The sequence below is a fragment of the Streptomyces sp. NPDC001270 genome, assembly GCF_042896695.1.
In the GTDB taxonomy this organism is placed as follows: Bacteria; Actinomycetota; Actinomycetes; order Streptomycetales; family Streptomycetaceae; genus Streptomyces.
Window position 1 is genome coordinate 1 of the sequence record NZ_JBIAXM010000111.1, and the last position, 1056, is coordinate 1056.

At 69.3% G+C, this 1056-nt stretch carries 1 protein-coding gene; it reads left to right on the top strand.

The window, feature by feature from the left end:
* The coding region (locus ACFY2B_RS46210; protein WP_390769057.1) for a transposase at positions 1 to 1019 on the top strand (1019 nt) is incomplete at its 5' end.
* Positions 1020 to 1056 lie beyond the last annotated feature (37 nt).

Genomic DNA, 1056 nt, shown 5'->3' on the forward strand with positions numbered 1-1056 from the left:
TGCGCCACGACGGGTTTCGCACCCACGGCAAGTCCAAGGACTCCCGCGACGACCTGCCCCAGGTCGTCATCGGCATGGCCGTCACCCGCGACGGCATCCCGGTGCGGGTGTGGTCCTGGCCCGGGAACACCGGCGATCAGGCCCTGATCCGGCAGGTCCGCGACGATCTGCGCGAGTGGACACTGTCGAAGGTCGTCTGGGTCGCCGACCGCGGCTTCACCTCCGCCGCCAACCGCCGGGCGCTGATGCGCGGAGGCGGCGGCTACATCATCGGCGAGAAGCTCCGCACCGGATCCGCCGAGGTGCGGGCCGCCCTCTCACGGCAGGGCCGCTACGCCACCGTGCGCGACAACCTGCAGGTCAAGGAGGTCAACATCGGCTCCGACGATCGGCTCGTGATCTGCTTCAACCCCGACCAGGCAGCCCGCGACGCCGCAATCCGCGAGCGGACGGTCAACCAGCTCACCGAGGCGATCGCAGGTTCCGACAAGCTGACGCGGTCCGAACGCGACCGTCTCGCCGGGGTGTTGTCCACCAAGCCCGGACTCAAGCGGTTCCTGCGCACCACCCCGGGCGGGCTGTTGCGGGTGGACAAGAAGAAGATCGCCGCCGAGGCCAACCTCGACGGGAAGTACCTCCTGCGCTCCTCCGACCCGCACCTGTCGGCCGAGGACATCGCGCTGGGCTACAAACAGCTCCTCGAAGTCGAGCGCGGCTGGCGCGACATGAAGCAGATCCTCGATCTCCGCCCGGTCTACCACCGCCGCGAGGACCGCATCCGCGCCCACGTCCTGCTCTGCTGGCTCGCCCTGCTGCTGATCCGCGTCGCCGAGACCTCCACCGGCCAGACCTGGAACCGCCTGCGCGGCGAGCTCCAGCGCCTGCACGCCGTCACCTACAACGGCCCGGCCGGCACCTTCCGCCAGTCCACCGACCTCACCAAGCCCCAGCGTGACATCTTCACCGCCCTCGACGTCACCCCGCCCAAGAAGATCATCGACCTGAACACAGGCCGCTGACCAGGCACCATCCCACCGCCTAGTGACACGCCATCCC